General features: G+C 57.6%; 16 protein-coding genes. 3 read left to right on the plus strand and 13 right to left on the minus strand.

What is annotated here, in order from left to right; genetic code table 11:
* Positions 1 to 103: 103 nt before the first annotated feature.
* The 3 genes from VN114_RS01405 to VN114_RS01415 all read right to left on the minus strand — a co-directional run bounded on the left by VN114_RS01405 (position 104) and on the right by VN114_RS01415 (position 3,207).
* A complete protein-coding gene (locus VN114_RS01405) occupies positions 104 to 580 on the minus strand; it encodes a DUF494 domain-containing protein (RefSeq protein ID WP_325511231.1) in 477 nt (158 codons plus the stop codon).
* Between the two features lie 355 nt (positions 581 to 935).
* The gene (gene dprA / locus VN114_RS01410; RefSeq protein WP_325511347.1) at positions 936 to 2,051 is read right to left on the minus strand and encodes a DNA-processing protein DprA; all 1,116 of its coding nucleotides are present in this window, start codon (positions 2,049 to 2,051) and stop codon (positions 936 to 938) included.
* 61 nt (positions 2,052 to 2,112) lie between these two features.
* Positions 2,113 to 3,207, minus strand: a complete 1,095-nt coding sequence (locus tag VN114_RS01415; RefSeq protein ID WP_325511233.1) for a LysM peptidoglycan-binding domain-containing protein — start codon at positions 3,205 to 3,207, stop codon at positions 2,113 to 2,115.
* A gap of 177 nt (positions 3,208 to 3,384) precedes the next feature.
* Here VN114_RS01415 and def point away from each other — a divergent pair, with 177 nt between their 5' ends.
* The 3 genes from def to metH all read left to right on the plus strand — a co-directional run bounded on the left by def (position 3,385) and on the right by metH (position 9,040).
* A complete protein-coding gene (gene def / locus VN114_RS01420; RefSeq protein WP_325511235.1) occupies positions 3,385 to 3,918 on the plus strand; it encodes a peptide deformylase in 534 nt (177 codons plus the stop codon).
* A 146-nt stretch (positions 3,919 to 4,064) separates the two neighbouring features.
* Entirely contained in the window at positions 4,065 to 5,015 is a 951-nt protein-coding gene (gene fmt, locus VN114_RS01425; RefSeq protein WP_325511237.1) for a methionyl-tRNA formyltransferase, read from the plus strand.
* A gap of 248 nt (positions 5,016 to 5,263) precedes the next feature.
* Positions 5,264 to 9,040: a methionine synthase gene (metH, locus tag VN114_RS01430; protein ID WP_325511239.1), complete on the plus strand. Its 3,777-nt coding sequence runs from the start codon at positions 5,264 to 5,266 to the stop codon at positions 9,038 to 9,040.
* A 63-nt stretch (positions 9,041 to 9,103) separates the two neighbouring features.
* Here metH and VN114_RS01435 read toward each other — a convergent pair whose 3' ends face one another.
* From VN114_RS01435 to VN114_RS01480, 10 genes are all read right to left on the minus strand, one after another.
* On the minus strand, positions 9,104 to 9,871 hold the full coding sequence (locus VN114_RS01435) for a class II glutamine amidotransferase (RefSeq protein WP_325511241.1): 768 nt from the start codon (positions 9,869 to 9,871) through the stop codon (positions 9,104 to 9,106).
* Between the two features lie 89 nt (positions 9,872 to 9,960).
* Positions 9,961 to 10,644, minus strand: a complete 684-nt coding sequence (gene trmB, locus VN114_RS01440; protein ID WP_325511243.1) for a tRNA (guanine(46)-N(7))-methyltransferase TrmB — start codon at positions 10,642 to 10,644, stop codon at positions 9,961 to 9,963.
* A gap of 139 nt (positions 10,645 to 10,783) precedes the next feature.
* Positions 10,784 to 11,041 (minus strand): BTH_I0359 family protein, encoded by a 258-nt coding sequence (locus tag VN114_RS01445; protein WP_325511245.1) that lies wholly within the window; start codon positions 11,039 to 11,041, stop codon positions 10,784 to 10,786.
* A gap of 212 nt (positions 11,042 to 11,253) precedes the next feature.
* A complete protein-coding gene (locus VN114_RS01450) occupies positions 11,254 to 11,619 on the minus strand; it encodes a GTPase (RefSeq protein WP_325511247.1) in 366 nt (121 codons plus the stop codon).
* A 4-nt stretch (positions 11,620 to 11,623) separates the two neighbouring features.
* Positions 11,624 to 12,340 carry a response regulator gene (locus VN114_RS01455; protein WP_325511248.1) on the minus strand — a complete coding sequence of 239 codons (717 nt, stop codon included), beginning with the start codon at positions 12,338 to 12,340 and terminating at the stop codon, positions 11,624 to 11,626.
* A gap of 61 nt (positions 12,341 to 12,401) precedes the next feature.
* Complete coding sequence (locus tag VN114_RS01460) at positions 12,402 to 14,726, minus strand: sensor histidine kinase (protein WP_325511249.1); 2,325 nt, start codon at positions 14,724 to 14,726, stop codon at positions 12,402 to 12,404.
* 2 nt (positions 14,727 to 14,728) lie between these two features.
* Positions 14,729 to 15,304 carry a DUF4390 domain-containing protein gene (locus tag VN114_RS01465; RefSeq protein ID WP_325511251.1) on the minus strand — a complete coding sequence of 192 codons (576 nt, stop codon included), beginning with the start codon at positions 15,302 to 15,304 and terminating at the stop codon, positions 14,729 to 14,731.
* A gap of 58 nt (positions 15,305 to 15,362) precedes the next feature.
* Positions 15,363 to 16,679, minus strand: a complete 1,317-nt coding sequence (gene rsmB / locus VN114_RS01470) for a 16S rRNA (cytosine(967)-C(5))-methyltransferase RsmB (protein ID WP_325511253.1) — start codon at positions 16,677 to 16,679, stop codon at positions 15,363 to 15,365.
* 257 nt (positions 16,680 to 16,936) lie between these two features.
* Entirely contained in the window at positions 16,937 to 17,281 is a 345-nt protein-coding gene (locus tag VN114_RS01475; protein WP_325511255.1) for a DUF1840 domain-containing protein, read from the minus strand.
* 134 nt (positions 17,282 to 17,415) lie between these two features.
* Positions 17,416 to 17,967 carry a hypothetical protein gene (locus VN114_RS01480; protein ID WP_325511257.1) on the minus strand — a complete coding sequence of 184 codons (552 nt, stop codon included), beginning with the start codon at positions 17,965 to 17,967 and terminating at the stop codon, positions 17,416 to 17,418.
* Positions 17,968 to 18,137 lie beyond the last annotated feature (170 nt).

Consider the following 18,137-nt stretch of genomic DNA (forward strand, 5'->3'; position numbering starts at 1 on the left):
AAGCGCGTTGCGACGAAAACCGCAAGCGGGACACGGTAAGTGTGGTGGAGTGTTGTTGAAGAAGCATGTCCGATCGGTGTGCCGGACATGCTAGATGGGATGTTTAGTGCAACATCCGCGGTTCGGCGTCATCTTCGTCGACGAACAGTTCGTCGAAAATCAGGCCGTCAGGTTCCTTGCCCTGGCTCCACAGAACCATCAGCACGATGACTTTCAGCTTGTCGAGCGAGATCGGCGTCTCGCCGGCGGCCAGTGCGCGTTCGATGACGATCTCGCGCTGGATCGGATTGATCAACTTGGCCGATTCCAGAAACTGGATAAAACCGATCGCCGGCGTGCCTATGCAGTCGATTTCGCGGTCGGCATACATCCGGATGCCGAACGAGAAGGCCGTCTGGTGCGGATAGGAATCGGAGAATTCGTTGGTGGTTTCCGCCAGGGCTGTCAGCCAGCCGAGTGCCTTGGAGATTTCTTCTTCCTCAAAGCCGATGGCCGACAGCTTCTTTGTCAGCGCCTCGGAATCAGGGCACGCGTCGGGGCGGTAATAGGTTTCGTACAGATAGACAAGGACGTCGAACATGGTGTCACCGTAGCGCTTGGGTTAAGACGACACCTTGCGGATGTCATCAGGATCGGATGCGTATGAATCACGCTCTTTACACGAACAATTACAAAGAGGGTGCTACGACAGCGGCAGATCAAAGACAGCGCTTACTGGAATCTAGGATACCTCAAAATTCCGAAGGCTGGAGGGGAGGGGAAAATTTTGTTGTATCGGCGCGATGTCCGAATGGAAATGCTGCCGGAATGCATTATCGGCTCGGCAAGCAAACATATTTCAATGACATCGAACGATGCTGCTTGATCAAGAAAGCGATACGAACAATCCGCTAGGAATCAGCCGGCCCGGTTGAGTTGCGACGACACCGATCAGATCAACCGATGCGACGATGCATGCCGCCCGGGAGCATTTCCGTGCGGCCGTTCATTTCAAGCGATAGCAGATGTGCGTTGATTGCAGCAATGTCGAGCTTGCAGCGTACGGCCAGCGTATCGGCATCGACAGGATCGAATCCCATTTGCTGCAGTATCTGTTCATGCGGCGCATCGAGCGCGGAGGCGTTTGGGTTGTCGTGCGTTACGACGTGCGACGGGGGTGTGGACGCGTAGTGCAGTTCTTCGAGAATGTCCTGCGCCGATTCGACCAGTTTGGCGCCTTGCTTGATCAGCTGATGGCAGCCTTTCGACAGCGGCGAATGAATCGAGCCCGGGATTGCAAACACATCGCGTCCCTGTTCGGCAGCCATGCGCGCCGTGATCAGCGAACCGGATTGCAATGCAGCTTCAATCACCAGTACGCCGCGCGCCAAGCCACTGATGATGCGATTGCGTCGAGGGAAATTGGACGCGATGGCGGGCATGCCGAGCGGATATTCACTGACGATGCAGCCGGCTTCGGCGATCCGATGTGCCAGTGCACGATTGCGTGCCGGATAAACCATATCCGCGCCAGTGCCGATGACGGCAATGGTGGAGCCGCCCGCACGCTTCGCCGCCAGTCCGCCTTGATGTGCCGCGGTATCGATGCCGAGCGCCATGCCGGAAATGATGGTCAGGCCGGCATGGGCCAGCGCTTCCGAAAATTTTTCTGCATTCGCAATGCCTTGCGCCGTTGCATTGCGGCTGCCGACGACGGCCATCGATGGTTGCGACAGCAAGTCGAAACGGCCTTTTACGTATAACAGAATCGGTGGGTCGGCGATATCGAGCAACGCCGGCGGATAGTCAGCGTCGGCCAGCGTCAGCACACGGTTGCCGGGTTGTGCCGACCATTCGACAGTGCGCAGAATGCGTTCTGATTCTTCGGTGGTAGGTGGTGCCGCAAGCGCATGGGCGATGCGCTCTGACACGACTTTCTTCAATTCCGGCAGCGGTGCGGAAAAAATATTCTGCGGAAGTCCGAAAGCACCGAGCAGGCGTCGTGCCGTTTCAGGGCCGACACCGGTTGTTTGCGCAAGACGCAGCCAGCAAGCCAGTTCGTCGGAAGGCAACACAGTCGGGGGCGGAGAAAGTGCGCGCTGCGTACGCAGCGCGCATGGTCATCGATCGGGATTATTCCGGCGATCTGGCGATATCGCCGATTTGCGCCGTATCACGTACCTGCATGATCAGGCCGTAGGAAATGTGATTGAAGACGCGGAAGATGAACAGGTCACCGTATTGTTCGTCGGGCAGCTTGATCGTTGGTTTTTCTGCATCCGTCGTGTCTTTTATCAATCCGCCGAGGCGATACAGTTCAAGCACGCTGCCGCGATCGAGACCGTCCTGCGCGCCGCGATTGATCGTGACAATCTGGTTCTGCCCGGCTTGCGTGACACCGCCGTAGACCGACATGATCTGCCCGACAACTGATTGTTCCGGAGCGTGCGGCACGTAGTTGATGATCGGTGTCGGTTCCTGCGGAACCATGCGATCGCCGACCCCCATTTCTTCCTTCGCATTGATGACGGTGAAGGTATGCGGTTCGTTTTTGGCACGGCTTTCGCGCAGCAGGCGCAGCGTGCCGAGATAAACGGCTTCGTAACCGATGATTTCCTTGGTGGCTGGATCCTTCAGTGGTTTGCCTGGATGGAAAACCTCAAACACGGTGCGACCTTTCAGGTCGCCGCGCACGTATGCTTTCGAGCCGACGGAAATATAGACACTGCCTTCCTGCGTGGCGACGATGCGTGGCGCATTGTTCAGTTCGTTTTCCTCGACGATCAGCGGTTTCGACAGGAACGGTTCGATCGCATTCATCGGAATGGCTGGAATCGCATCGGCGGCAAGATCGGTGCTGCGTGTTTGCGGCGACAGGCGAACCGTCGGCAGGCCGCTGCCATCGCCGGTTGGCTTGCCAAGGCGCAAACGGCCGGCGACGCGATCAAAGTAAACGATCTGGCCTGGATAGATCCAGTGCGGATTGCGGATCTGGTCGCGATTCATGTCCCACACTTGCGGCCAGCACCACGGACGCTCCAGGAATTTGCCTGAAATGTCCCACAGCGTATCGCCGCGCACGACAACGTGCTGGTCCGGTGCATTCGGCAAAAATGCACAGCGCGCATTCGCAGAGACCGGTTTTGTCGGCGTCTGGGCGGAGGCGGTTACGGGAAGAACGGCTGAGGCAAAAGCGAAGAAAAGTGCAGCTGTGCTAAAATTTTTCATGGTTTGTCCGGTTGAGCTTGACCAAGTTGTGACGCCATTACTGTGCTGCAGCAGGTTGAGACGAAACAATTGCTTCGTGAAAAAACTTGCCAAATTGAATCAAATTCTGCACATAAATCCTTGAAGTAGCAAGAAAGACCACGATATCCATCGTTGTCCTGTTGCGCAAAAGCCCGTATGTCCATATTAAATATCCTGCGTTACCCCGATCCGCGTTTGCACAAGGTTGCCAAGCCGGTAACCCAATTCGATGCGCGCATCAAGCAGTTGGTCGCCGACATGGCCGAAACCATGTACGACGCGCCGGGCGTCGGCCTGGCTGCGTCGCAGGTGGATGTGCACGAACAGGTCATCGTGATCGATACGTCGGAAACGCATAGCGAACTGCGCGCCTACATCAATCCGGAAATCATCTGGGCCAGCCCTGAAATGCAGGTCTACGACGAAGGCTGCCTGTCGGTGCCGGGCGTCTACGACGGTGTCGAACGACATGCACAGGTCAAGGTTCGCGCATTCGACGCAGACGGCAAGCAGTTCGAACTGGAAGCCGACGGCTTGCTGGCGGTCTGCATTCAGCATGAAATGGATCACCTGAAAGGCAAGGTATTCGTCGAATATCTGTCGCCGCTGAAGCGCAATCGCATCAAGACGAAAATGCTGAAGGAAGAGCGCGAGTTGGCGCGTAGTGGTGCACGCGTCGCGCAGCGTTGATTCGGGCTTTTTCCCGTCCGTTTAATTTACGTCCGTTTGTGATGCGTACCGTGATGCACGCCGCAATTTAGTCGCATTTATTTGCCACGTCGTTGCTGTGCGGCACGCGGTTCGCATTCGCGTGCTGCCGTACTACAATCCTCCCCATGAAAATCATCTTCGCCGGCACGCCGGAATTCGCTGCGGTCGCTCTCGCATCATTGCATGACGCCGGGTTTGAAATCCCGCTGGTCCTGACGCAGCCGGATCGTCCGGCCGGACGGGGCATGCAGTTGCAGGCTTCGGCGGTCAAGCAATTTGCGCAGGCGCACAACATTCCGGTAGCGCAGCCCATTTCACTCAAGCTGGATGGCAAATATCCGGAAGTGGCAGCGGATGCGCATGCCTTGTTGCACGCCACGCCGCATGACGTCATGGTGGTCGCTGCGTATGGCTTGATTCTGCCGCAATCGATACTCGACATTCCACGTCTGGGCTGCATCAACATTCACGCATCTTTGTTGCCGCGCTGGCGTGGTGCCGCACCCATCCATCGCGCGATCGAAGCCGGCGATGCGGAAACGGGCGTGACCATCATGCAGATGGAACTGGGACTGGATACGGGACCGATGCTCGCAACGCAAAAACTGCCGATTGCCGCCGACGATACGACGGCATCGCTGCACGACAAACTGGCACAGCTAGGTGGCGACATGATCGTCGCCGCTTTGCGAAAACTGGGGCAAGGACCTTTGGCCGCAACGCCGCAGCCGGAAGCGGGTGCTAACTACGCAGCCAAGATCGCGAAGGAGGAAGCGGCACTCGACTTTACGCAACCGGCTGAACTGCTGTCGCGCAAGATCCGTGCGTTCAATCCTTTTCCCGGCGCTGCTGCCAGCTTCGACGGCACGCCGGTCAAGTTCTGGTGCGCCGAACCGGTCGCTTCGGGCGCATGGAAACCGGGCCAAGTCATCGCGGCCAATCCGCAGGACGGTGTGCTCGTCGCCTGTGGCGAAGGTGCATTGCGTATCGCTGAACTGCAGAAGCCGGGCGGCAAGCGCTTGCCCGCCGCAGAATTTCTCAAGGGCTTTCCGCTGGAAGGCGGCAGCTTCAACTGAGTCTGACGTACGTATGTTGCTCAGGTTTGCCCTCTTCATTCCGCAAACCCTTGATTGCACGTATAATTTTTCATGCGCCGATTTGATTGAAAGGTCAAACCAGCTTGCGGGCGCGGGGTTCCGGCCCAATATAAATCCTGCTAAAGCGGCGTTGGTGAGAAACCCGGTCCCGTTGCAGACCGGGTTTTTGCATTTTGAGGCCGCCGTATCGAGCGGCCACGACCATAACGAATTCACAAGAACGAACGATGAAACGCGACGCACTTTCCCAAACTGAGACTCTCCTGCGCGACCTGATGGCGCGCCGCATCCTGATTCTGGATGGCGCGATGGGCACGATGATCCAGCGCTACAAGCTGACGGAAGAGGATTATCGCGGCGAGCGTTTTGCCGACCTGGCTGCGGCCGGCGTTGTCGTCCCGGCAGGGCGTGAGTTGTTCGTCAAGGGCAATAACGAATTGCTGTCGCTGACCCGTCCGCATGTGATCAGCGAAATTCATGAACAGTATCTGGCGGCCGGTGCAGACCTGATCGAAACCAATACCTTCGGTGCGACGACCGTCGCGCAGGACGATTACCACATGGCGCATCTCGCTCACGAGATGAACGTCGTGTCGGCCAAGCTGGCGCGGGCAGCCTGCGACAAGTATTCGACACCGGACAAGCCACGTTTCGTGGCTGGCGCATTGGGCCCGACGCCGAAGACCGCGTCGATCTCGCCGGACGTCAACGATCCTGCCGCACGCAACGTCACGTTCGACCAACTGGTTGCCGCGTATCTTGAACAGACGCGCGGTCTGGTCGAAGGTGGCGCCGATGTGCTGCTGGTCGAAACCATTTTCGATACGCTGAACTGCAAGGCCGCGTTGTTCGCAATCGACCAGTTCTTCGAGGAATCCGGCAAGAATCTGCCGATCATGATTTCGGGCACCGTCACCGATGCATCGGGGCGCATTCTGTCCGGCCAAACCGTGCCGGCATTCTGGCATTCGATCCGTCACGCGAAACCGCTGACCGTTGGCCTGAATTGTGCGCTCGGCGCAGCGTTGATGCGTCCGTACGCGGAAGAGTTGTCGAAGATCGCCGACACCTACGTCTGCATCTATCCGAATGCGGGTTTGCCGAATCCGATGAGCGATACCGGCTTCGATGAAACGCCGGACGTCACGTCGTCGTTGCTTGAAGATTTTGCAAAGAGCGGTTTCGTCAACGTTGCCGGCGGCTGCTGCGGCACGACGCCGGATCACATCAAGGCGATTGCCGACATCGTCGCCAACATCGCGCCGCGCGTGATTCCAACAGTCGAACCGACATTGAAATTGTCAGGTCTGGAGCCATTCGTCATCGACGAGCAATCGCTGTTCGTCAATGTCGGCGAACGTACCAATGTCACCGGCTCGAAAGCGTTCGCGCGCATGATCATCAACGAGCAATACGACGAGGCGTTGTCGGTCGCGCGTCAACAGGTCGAGAATGGCGCGCAGGTGATTGACATCAACATGGACGAAGCGATGCTGGATTCGCAGGCTGCCATGACGCGCTTCCTGAATATGGTCGCATCGGAGCCCGACATCGCACGCGTGCCGATCATGATCGACTCGTCGAAGTGGTCGGTGATCGAAGCGGGTTTGAAATGCGTGCAAGGCAAATCCATCGTCAACTCGATCTCGATGAAAGAGGGCGAGGAAAAATTCCTGCACGAAGCGAAGCTGTGCCGTCGTTACGGCGCCGCCGTGATCGTGATGGCCTTCGATGAAAAAGGCCAGGCCGACACGTTCGAGCGCAAGATCGAAATCTGCGAACGCGCGTATCGACTGCTGGTCGACAAGGTCGGCTTTCCGCCGGAAGACATCATCTTCGATCCGAACATTTTCGCGATTGCGACCGGCATCGAGGAACATAACAATTACGCGGTCGACTTCATCAATTCGGTGCGCTGGATCAAGGAAAATCTGCCGCGCGCGAAAATCAGCGGCGGCGTGTCGAACGTATCGTTCTCGTTCCGCGGCAACGATCCGGCGCGCGAAGCGATTCATACCGTGTTCCTGTATCACGCGATCAAGGCCGGCATGACGATGGGCATCGTCAACGCCGGCATGGTCGGCGTGTACGACAACCTGCCGGCTGAATTGCGCGAACGCGTCGAAGACGTCGTGTTGAATCGACGTGAAGATGCAACCGAACGCATGATCGAAATCGCCGCCACGTTGAAGGCCGGCGACAAGAAGGAAGAAGCCACGCTCGAATGGCGCAGCGGCACGGTGCAGGAGCGCCTGTCGCACGCGCTGGTGTACGGCATCACGCAATGGATTGTCGAAGACACTGAAGAAGCACGTCAGGAATTATTGACCAACGGCGGCCGCCCGATCCACGTGATCGAAGGACCGCTGATGGACGGCATGAACGTGGTAGGCGATCTGTTCGGCCAGGGCAAAATGTTCTTGCCGCAAGTTGTCAAATCCGCGCGCGTGATGAAGCAGGCAGTCGCGCATCTGATTCCATTCATCGAAGAAGAAAAACGTCTGTTGCAAGAGCAGACCGGCATCGTCAGCAAGCCGAAGGGCAAGATCGTCATCGCAACGGTGAAGGGCGACGTGCACGACATCGGCAAGAACATCGTGTCCGTAGTCCTGCAATGCAACAACTTCGAGGTCGTCAACATGGGCGTGATGGTGCCCTGTTCCGAAATTCTCGCGAAGGCGAAGGAAGAGAACGCCGATATCATCGGCCTGTCCGGCCTGATCACGCCGTCGCTGGAAGAAATGGCTTACGTCGCGAAGGAAATGCAGCGCGACGACTATTTCCGCGGATTGAAAATGCCGCTGCTGATCGGCGGCGCAACCACCAGCCGCGCGCATACGGCGGTGAAGATTGCGCACAACTACGACGGCCCGGTCGTGTACGTGCCGGATGCATCGCGTTCGGTCTCGGTTGCACAATCGCTGCTGACACCGGAACAGCGTGACGCCTACATCGCCGAGATCGCGGCCGACTACGAACGTATCCGCGAACAGCATGCGAACAAGAAGGCCGTGCCGTTGTTGACACTGGCAGACGCGCGTGCGAACAAGATGCAGGTGTCGTTCGTCGGCAAGGAAACGCCGGTCAAGCCGAAGTTCATCGGCCGTCGTGAATTCCGCAACGTCGATCTGGCGACGATTGCGCGCTACATCGATTGGGGCCCGTTCTTCCAGACCTGGGATCTGGCCGGTCCGTATCCAGCGATACTGACCGATGAAGTCGTCGGCGATGCGGCGACCAAGGTATTTGCCGAAGGTCAGGCCTTGCTGAAAAAAGTCATCGACGGTCGCTGGCTGACGGCAAACGGCGTCATCGCATTACTGCCGGCGAATACGGTGAACGATGACGACATTGAAATCTATACCGACGATACCCGTTCGAAAGTGGCGTTCACCTATTACGGCGTGCGCCAGCAGACGGTGAAACCGGTGATCGACGGCGTGCAGCGTCCGAACCAGTGTCTGTCCGATTTCATCGCGCCGAAATCCTCTGGCGTCGCCGACTACATCGGTCTGTTCGCGGTAACGGCCGGACTGGGCATAGAGAAATACGAGAAGCGTTTTGAAGATGCGCATGACGATTATTCGTCGATCATGCTGAAGTCGCTGGCCGATCGTCTGGCGGAAGCCTTTGCCGAATATCTGCACGAACGCGTGCGGACCGACCTGTGGGGTTATGTGCCGAACGAACATTTGAGCAATGAAGCATTGATCAAGGAAGCGTACAGCGGCATCCGTCCCGCGCCGGGTTATCCGGCTTGTCCGGAACATACGGTGAAGGCCGACATGTTCAAGACGTTGCAGGCGGAAGATATCGGCATGCAATTGACGGAATCGTTCGCGATGTTCCCGGGCGCCGCGGTATCCGGCTTCTACTTTGCGCATCCGGAAGCGAAGTATTTTGTCGTCGGCAAGATCGGTGATGATCAAGTGATCGACATGGCGAAGCGCCGTGGCGTCGCGAAGGAAGATGTGGAGCGCTGGCTGGCGCCGAATCTCTCCTGAGTGACATGACTTGATAAAAAAAGCCGGGTTGTTACCCGGCTTTTTTATTGCGCTTCAAGAGCATCAAGCGATGGGTTGACCATCGATGAAGACTTTCAACTCGCCGGTAGCGAACGGGGTCCATGTTTCGTTCGTGGTCAGCGGCTCCGTCACGATGACGGCCACGCGATCGTTCGGTGTCGTGACTTCCGAAAAATCGACCTTCATGTCCTTGTCGCTCAATACCGCTTCGGCAAACGGATATTGCCGCACGATGTAATGCAGGCTGGTCGAGCAGTGCGCGAACAGAACCGAACCGTCGGACAGCATCATGTTGAACGTGCCATAGGCGGCGATTTCTGTCGTCAATTCGCGAATGGCTGTTTTCAAATCGTCCAGCAACGGCAAGGTGTCGCCGAAGCGGCGACGCAATTCCTGCAGGATGTAGCAGAACGCCGTTTCGCTGTCGGTGGTGCCGACAGGCTGATACGGACCGTTCAATGTCGGCGTGAAATTCTTCAGATCGCCGTTATGCGCGAAAACAAAATACCGTCCCCATAATTCCCTCACGAACGGATGACAATTCTCCAGTGCCACGCGTCCTTGTGTTGCCTTCCGAATGTGTGCGATCACATTCTTCGACTTGATCGGAACGCGCTTGATCAGTTCGGCAATCGGCGATTCGATCGCGGCCTGGTAATCGACAAAATGGCGAACGCCTGCCCCTTCGAAAAAAGCAATGCCCCAGCCGTCATTGTGATGATCGGTGCCGCCGCCGCGCGTGGCAAAACCGGTAAAGCTAAAAACGATATCGGTCGGAACATTGCAATTCATTGCGAGAAGCTGGCACATGGTCGATGCGGGAGGTAAAGATTGATGAAAGGAGCGAGTTACACAGTATCACGAACCACCGCGATGATTACGCGCATTCCGTTGCGCGGTCACCGCGTGCATACTTGAGGAAGTTGCGCAGTGCAGCGCCAAAGTGCATGACCGGACGCGCGGTATTTTTCCTCGAACGGTGTGATCGTTTGTTGCGGTACATGCGATTCGCCCCTGACGGTTTGACCGCTGAGTTGCGTCAGCGCCGCGGCGAATTCATCGATGTAGATGCGCCAGTTGCTGCGGCATTCCAGCGTGCCGCCGAGGGCGACGATGGCTGGAAAAACCGGATGCCCGTGCCAGCGTCGCGCCAGATGCCCGATCTTCGGCCACGGATTCGGATAGAGAATGTAATGACGTTCCGGAAAAATGCCATGCTGTAGAAGCAGCCGCCAGTAATCGACCAGATCCGCGCGTACGCAAATGAAGTTGGCCGGCACTTCTTCAGGCCATTGCGTGTTGCGTTCGATGCGGTCTGCCGACTGGTCGATGCCGATGACGAAATGTTCCGGAAATTGTGTCGCCAGATGCAGCGTCGACAGGCCGACACCACAGCCTGCATCGACAATCAGCGGTTTGCTGCCATGCGCGCGCCAGGTTGCGATGCTTTGATCGAAGGCATGACGGTTGTAATCGGTGACGGGTTTGCGAAACGGATGCGCTGCATGACGTGCCACCAGCGCATTCAGATGCGTGTGAACATCGGTTTGGCTACTGGTAATGGGGGAAGAGTTCGCGTACATCGGTTGCGAAAAAAAAGCCGCTGCGGCTTTGTGCAAAAACAGCTGGATAAAAACGCCTGCGCGATTTTGACCGGTTCGCGGTCGATCAGCGCAGGCGCGGAATACGGTGATTGTATGCGAGAAGCATCCCTTCGCAAATTCAGTGGAAGGTGAGTGGCTGGTTCATCATCGGATCGTAGTTGCCGAGGAAGTCGTCGATTTCTTCTTCGTTCGGTTCGCTCGCGATCAGTTCACGAACATTCTGCCGGAAGGACTCGGCCATTGCGCCGCCGATGAAGATTTCTCGTTTGGACGGTTTGTCCATGATTTCATAACCGCCGAAACGCAAAGCGTCGCGCTCTTCGTCCGCACCGAATTCCACCACGCTGTACTGTTCGCTGTTGTAGATCAGGTTCATGTATTTCTCCTGTTGCAATCGCAAGCCGATGCATTGCGTTGATAGGAACATGGCGCCGGTACGGGCGATTTCAAGTCATGCACCGGACGTTGCAACTTGCGGCCCTTGTATTGATTAACGGCTGAACGGTGAAAAGGTTGAACGCTGAATGAAAAATGCGGCAGCTTGCCAATGTGACATGCCGTTGGGGCATGTCGATGTGATAACCGAGTTCAACCCTCGGTCACGATGTCGGGTGTCAATTGCAACAATGTGTCATAGGGAGCGTTGGACAGGAACGTGCGCAGTTGAGACAGATGTTCGGTATCGGCGACGCTGATGAACAGGCGCTGCGGCTTGTCGCGCAACATGCGGTTGAGTGTCACACGCATGACGAGATTGCCGATGCAATGCATGCAGCCCGGAGCGATACGGGCGATGTTCAAATCGGTACGGGTTTGCGGCGTGTCGAGTGCGCTGTTGCCGTCGGGGAGACCTTCGAGAATGACGGCAGTGCGTTGATCGGCAGACAGTTGAGAAGCGATGGCCGATTCCCGCAGCGAGGCGCGGGCACCAATGACCAGTGAAGCCAGGGTCATGCGGTCATACACCTCGCTTGGCGATCTTTCCCGGTTCGACGCCGAGTTGCTTGAGCTTGCGGTACAGGTGCGTGCGTTCCAGTCCGGTTTTTTCCGCGACACGCGTCATGCTGCCGCCTTCCTGGCCGAGATGATGTTCAAAGTAGGCGCGCTCGAAAGCGTCACGCGCTTCACGCAACGGCAATTCGAACGAGGCGGTGAAGAACTGCGTTTCGGCTGGCATCAGCGTCACGGGTACCGACGAAGAATAGACCTGGCCCAAGGGTTGCGCTGCCAACGGTTTATCGAGCGCGGGTTGTCCTTCGGTTTGTGCGATCGGTGCGCGCACCGGTATCGCGGCAGGACGCGGTACTTCCTGTCCACGTGACAGGCCTTGTTGCACGGCCTTCAGCAGTTTCTGCAGCGAAATCGGTTTTTCGAGGAAGTTGAGCGCGCCGATGCGTGTGGCTTCGACGGCGGTATCGATGGTGGCGTGACCAGACATCATGATCACCGGCATGGTCAGCAGCCCGTCGCGCTGCCATTCTTTCAGCAGTGTGACACCGTCGGTATCAGGCATCCAGATGTCGAGCAGCACCAGATCCGGTTTGCCGGCGGCGCGAATGTCTCGTGCCTGCTGGGCATTCTCGGCGGCTGTCACGACATGTCCTTCATCTCCGAGAATTTCCGACAGCAATTCCCGGATTCCCATCTCGTCGTCGACAACTAGAATATTGGCCATGCGTTCACCTCTTTCATCTCGATTGCCATTCTTGTTCTCCTCCGCTCTGCAGCAGCCTTGATCACGGCGATAACTTTAACAGCAAAATTGCCACCTTTGCACCATTGGTGGTCACGCGATTGCGGATATCGATGCGTCCGCCATGTTCTTCGATGATTTTCTTCACCATCGGCAACCCCAGTCCGGTACCGCGCGGTTTCGATGTGATGTAGGGCTCGAACGCGTGCGCCAGAATTTTCGGTGCGAAGCCGGGACCATTGTCGTTGATCGTCAGTTGCACGGCATTGCTGACTGCACCGTCGGAACTGCGGTAATGGATTTCCTCGGTAATGATATCAATCCGGGGCGCGTCGGCCTGCGACGGCGCTGCCAGCAGATCGCGCTCGGCCGATTTTTCATTGACGGCGTCCTGCGCATTCTGCAGCAGATTGTGGATGACCTGCCGCAATTGCGTCTGGTCGCCCATGATGTGCGGCAATCCTTCAGCAAGCGATGCATGGATGATGTCGCGATCGTCGCCGGCCAGATAGAGATGCAGGATTTCCTCGATCAGTGCGTTCAGGTCGAGTGGCAGCAGCACGGCTGGCGGTGTTTTTGCATAATCCCGGAAATCGTCGACCATGCGTTTCATCGCAGCGACCTGATTGACGATGGTGGCGGTGCTGCGTTCCAGAACCTTTGCTTCCGATTCGCCGAGCTTGCCTTCCAGCTTCATCTGCAGGCGTTCGGCCGACAGCTGGATCGGTGTTAACGGATTCTTGATTTCGTGTGCGAGGCGGCGTGCGACTTCGCCCCATGCGATCGAACGCTGTGCAGAGATGACGTCGGAAATGTCATCGAACACGACCACGTAACCACCGTCGCGTACCGCCGGCAAGCGTGAACCGCGTGCGAGCAGCGAGATATCATTTTCCGCTTCGGCGTTGTCGATACGGCGCGGCACATCGATCTGATGTTGCCAGTGCAGGTTCTCTGCATCCGGGCCGCTGGCGGCCGACTGCGCACTCTGCGTGGAAAAGGATTGCGTGATGACCTGGGCGAAGGTGCTGAGGCCTTCGATGTCTTGCAACGGCTTGCCGATATGCTGCGCAAAATCGTGCTGCAGGATGCGCTCGACCGATTCATTGCAGGTGACGAGCTTGAAATTGCGGTCGAGCACCATCACGCCGGCCGACATGTTGGCGAGGACCGATTCCAGATAGGCTTTCGCCGATTCGAGTTCCGTGCGATTTTTTTCCACCGACGCGCGCGCGTCGAACAACTGACGCGTCATCGCGTTGAACGATTGCGTCAGAGTACCGAGTTCATCCGAGGTGGCGATGATCGGGCGCGGCGACAGGTTGCCTTCGGCGACGGCCTTCGTGCCTTCCGCCAGCAACAGCAGCGGTTTCGCGAGATCGCTGGCGATCAGGAACGCCGCCGCGATGGCGCCGAAGATTGCCAGCAGCAAGGTAAGCGTCAGGGTAACGATATAAATTTTGCGCAGGCCGGTACGTGCCAGATAGCGCTCCTGATATTCGCTATAGGCCACGCGCAACGCTTCTGCATTCACGGCAAGTTGCGCCGGCACCGGTTGCATCAATTGCAGATAGCGCGATTCGGTCTGCAACGACAGCGCGCGGCTGGAATTCGGAATTTCCACCACGACGCGCAGGCGCAGGTTGTTCGCGGGATTCGCCGAAGCGGCAGTGATGGTATTGGTATCGGCTGACGGCGCAGTACTGTCCTGGTAATCCGCATTGCCTTCGATGGCGGCATAGCCACGGGTCTGATGCGCCTGACGCAACATTTCGGCATTGGGAAAATCCGGCAACAGCGCGCCCAGTTGGGAGCCTGCGCTGGCAACCATCTGGCCATTGTTGGTGACAATCAGCGCATCCTGCATCAGATTCTGGTCGCGCATGCGCGACAATTGCGTGATCTGTGTCGCATCCGACATGTCGGACAGTTCGAGCGCCATGTTGCGCGCCTTGACCTGCAGTTCGTTGAGCGAAGAATCGAGCGCAGCGCGACCGAGATTGAGGCCGGCTTCCAGTGCCGATTCGACGCGGACGTCGAACCACGATTCGATCGAGCGCGAGACGAACTGCACCGACACCGTATAAATAACTGCGCCCGGCAGAATGCCGATCACGGCGAACAGCAGCACCAGCCGCGCCATGAGGCGCGAGCCGAACTTGCCGCGTCGATAGCGTTTGTACAATCGCACCAGCAGCAATACGACCAGCGTAAGCAGTGCGGCGGCAACCACGGCGTTGAGAATCAACAACCACGGATAGTTGCGTTCGAACGAATTGGAATTGTCGGACGCCGACGCCAGCAGGAACAACAGAATACTGACGACGGCGCCGCCGACGACGAGCAGGTACCGGAGCAGTCGCGTCACGCTCAGTCAGCCGTGAAGTTGAAGCGTTCCCAGTCCGAGGAAAGGCGCCAGTCGCTGCTGTTCAGCGCATGGACCTGGAACGGCTTCGGTAGTTGTGCGACGTCAAGCTGCATGCGGACTGCGACCTCGTAAGTCGCACCGGGTTTGAGTGCATTCTTGTCGGCAACGATCCATCGATTCGGACGCCGCACCATCGACAGCGCATCGTCCAGCGAGTCAAAGTTCTGATGCAGGCGATTGCCCATCGATGCGTAATACTGTCGCGTGAGCACGTTGTACGAGATGCGAATGGTTTGCGAGCTGACGATTTCGCGCGCGTCGAACCAGTACCAGCGCGGACGCGTGATTTCGATTTCCGTGGTGAAGTAAAGCGGGATGCCGCGCGTCAGTGCGTCTTCCAGTCCGCGATTCAGGTCGAATTCGTAGCTGGCTGACAGGCGATAGCCTTCGTCGCTGCTTTCCAGATGCGCCTGCTGGATGTCGATGCCGTCTGCATGTGCGGGTGCATGTTGCAGCGAAAACGCAAGCAGAAAGATGGCAAACAGCCAGTGGAACGGAAAGGAAAGTTTTCTTTTCACGCAGGTAGCGGCGCTGGTCGCCGGCAGAATAAGTGTTCGGTTGAATGGATCACGAAGGTCACAATACGGTTTTCTGGAACAGCGCGTAAAACAATCCGTCGTGATCCTGTTCGGCATTGGCGGTCGGCAGCAACTGGCCGGGCGCGGGCAAGCGTGTCGCATTGTTGCGCAACGCAAATGCTGCAGCCTGCGCTTCCGATTCCTGCGGCCATAAAGAACAGGTCACAAACAGCAATTTACCATCCGGCCGCAGCATCTGCCAAAGGTTGTCCAAGATTTGGGCGGAAATCGATGCCAACTGTGTTGTATCGCCCTTGCGCCGCAGCCAGCGAATGTCGGGATGGCGGCGCACGATGCCGGATGCGGTGCAGGGGACATCGGCAAGGATGCGGTCGAAGAACTTTCCATCCCACCAGTCCTGCAAGCTGGCGTCACCCGCCTGCAAAGTTGCCCGCAGTTGCAGGCGCTGCAGGTTTTCCTCGATGCGTTGCAGACGGCGTTCATCGCTGTCGAGCGCCAATAGCGCAACGTCAGCGCTTTCCAGAATGTGACAGCTCTTGCCGCCCGGGGCGGCGCAGGCATCCAGAACGCGCATGCCGTCCTGCAGATCGAGCAACGATGCAGCGTGCTGGGCCGCGGCATCCTGGACCGAGACCAGGCCGTCTTCAAAACCGGGAATGCGTTGAACCGGTACCGGTTGCGCAAGCCGAACGGCACCAGGACCGATGCGCCTGGCATCGATACCCTGCGCAGAAAGCAGTGCCAGATAATTGTCGACGGTTGTCTTGCGTCGATTCACACGCAACGTGAGCGGCGGCGCAACATTGCCGGCGTCGAGAATGGCTTCCCAATCCTGCGGATAGGCCGAACGCATGCGATCGATCCACCAGTTCGGATAGCTCCAGCGCGCCATTTGCGTGCCGGCGGCACTTTTCATCAAGGCTTCGCGTTCACGCAAAAAACGTCGCAGCACGGCGTTGACCATGCCCTTGGCATGGGCCATGTCCGGATCGGAAGCGGCGGCCGTGACGGCCTGATCGACCAGTGTAAAAGTGTTGTAACGAGCGTTGTCGCCCGTTTCGTCCGGATCGGATAGCAGGGCCAGCGCACAACACAACAAGCCGTGCAGCACTTCCGGTTCGGTCTGCTTGGTGGTCATCGCATTGAGCAATGCTTCGGCGCGGCCCATGTGACGCAGGCACTGATACGAAATATCCTGGATCGCACCGCGTGCCTGTGGCGTTGCACTGGTTTTGGCGAATATTTGAGCCAGCGCTTGCGGCAGCGCAACACCGCGCCCGACCGCAGCGACCGCTTGCGCTGCGCCATGCAGGCTGAAAGAAAGCGAATCCGGCTTGGAATGAGGAATGGTCACGTTGTTTGCTGAAGCCGGGTTATTGGTGCGATCGCGAAAGAGAATTCCGCAACCGTACGGAGGATTGTTCAAGGACGTGATTGTAACGGTGCGGGAAGGTGCGTGCATGACGAATGTCACATGCTGCGCGGGGGGGGGGCGACAAGAGAATCGCATTCGCGCATGCGCGCAAGAAGTATTCGGGGGAAAAGAAGTCGACGCGATGTTCAATATCAATCGCGTCGACGTGCTGTCAGTGCCGTATCAGCGACGGGAAGTTATACGCCCCACAGTACATCCTGATTTTCCTGATGTGCGGCCCGCAGCATTTCCAGCAACGGGTAGGCGCGGGACGAAAAGCTGACCGTCTGCGGAGGCTCATGTTCGTTGTCGTCACCGTCTTCACCGTGATGCGCCAGGATGTCGCGCTTGATGGCTTCGGATGCAACATGCGCTTTGCTCAGGGTGACTTCCCCTTCCAGCAGCTTGATGGCGTTGGCGGTTTCGGCTGCGGTGATGACTCCCAGCTTGTGATCCTTGTGCAGAAGATCGAGGATCCGGTTCGCGTGTTCTTCGTACATCACGACATCGGCGGCAGCTTTGGACTTGAACGTGATTAACATGAGCAGCCTCCTTTTTAGTAAGCGGTGATAAAACGATAGCACGATTCCGCCGGGCGTTCTAGCGAAGACACGGACATGCATTTTGTGCAAGTCGTGTGCCCGCAATTGGTAACGCCGATTGATATATTCCTGCGTCAGTTGAATTTGAACGAGGAAAAATACGTCGCGACAATATCGCGTGTGACGGCTTTTTCCGGACCGGTGGCAACCAGTTGATAGACGCGCTTGTCCCTGGCGACGAATCGGGCAAACAGGACGCGCGGCTGGTTGCCGGTCGCCGCGCTGGCGGGCCCGGTCGCCTCGATTTCGGTTACAGCCAGTGTGCCACCAGAGGCTGTTTGCGTTTGCGCCATCGTCAAGACTTTTTCCTGGCGGACTGTGCCGCGAATGTTGTTGACGAGTGCCGTCTTCATTGCTGCCAGTGAAAGCTGTGCGCGGGTGGCATCCGGCAGTTCCGCCATGCCGACCGCGAACGTGACGTCGCCGACTTCCGCTGCGGTCATGGTCATCACGGTTTCGGTTCCGTCGAGATCGATCTTGCGCGAAAATGTGCTGGGCTTGGCAGGCATGGCGACGACATAAGGCGCGGCATCGCTGCGGATTTCGCGCCAGTCGAATTGGGGCGAACAGGCCGCCAGCGTCAAGGCGATCGCGGCAATCAGCAGACGGGGGAAAACGGTTTTCATGTGAAGGCGATTCGCTGAAGCGTCGGGACGGTCATGTTACACCGACGGCACCGGCCGGATAGGCAGATAGCGATGTGGGCAGATGCAGAAAGATTTCTTCAATGCATTGGCGCGCGTAGAATCTGCCTCTGTTTGCCATGACATTTCTGCATAACCAGACTACAGGGTAT

The organism is Oxalicibacterium sp. (assembly GCF_035565035.1).
In the GTDB taxonomy this organism is placed as follows: domain Bacteria; phylum Pseudomonadota; class Gammaproteobacteria; order Burkholderiales; family Burkholderiaceae_D; genus Oxalicibacterium.